The organism is Thalassotalea sp. G20_0 (genome assembly GCF_017744175.1).
Classification (GTDB): Bacteria; Pseudomonadota; Gammaproteobacteria; order Pseudomonadales; family Endozoicomonadaceae; genus Endozoicomonas.
On the sequence record NZ_JAGHQV010000455.1, the window covers coordinates 1 to 591 of the forward strand.

The following is a 591-nucleotide window of genomic DNA, read 5'->3' on the forward strand; positions in this document are numbered from 1 at the left end:
CTCCCACTGCTTGTACGTACACGGATTCAGGTTCTATTTCACTCCCCTCAACGGGGTTCTTTTCGCCTTTCCCTCACGGTACTGGTTCACTATCGGTCAGTCAGGAGTATTTAGCCTTGGAGGATGGTCCCCCCTCGTCCGAAGACAGTTCAGACAGGATTTCACGTGTCCCGTCCTACTCGATTTCACATTAATTGGCCTTTCGTGTACGGGGCTATCACCCACTATGGCGGCACTTTCCAGAGCCTTCCACTAAACCAAAAACTGCTTAAGGGCTAATCCCCGTTCGCTCGCCGCTACTGGGGGAATCTCAATTGATTTCTTTTCCTCCGGGTACTTAGATGTTTCAGTTCCCCGGGTTCGCCTTCCAGACCCTATGTATTCAGGTAAGGAATAACGGCTTATGCCGTTGGGTTTCCCCATTCGGAAATCTCCGGATCAAAGTCTGTTTATCGACTCCCCGAAGCTTATCGCAGATTACCACGTCCTTCATCGCCTCTGACTGCCAAGGCATCCACCGTGTACGCTTAGTCACTTGACCATATAACCCAAAACGATTTACTTTCGTAAATCGTTAGAGGTCAGTCAATA

At 49.6% G+C, this 591-nt stretch carries 1 rRNA gene; it reads right to left on the reverse strand.

The features are described 5' to 3' along the window. Positions 1–541 (reverse strand): 23S ribosomal RNA (locus tag J7438_RS27020); the annotation flags it as partial. Positions 542–591: the final 50 nt, after the last annotated feature.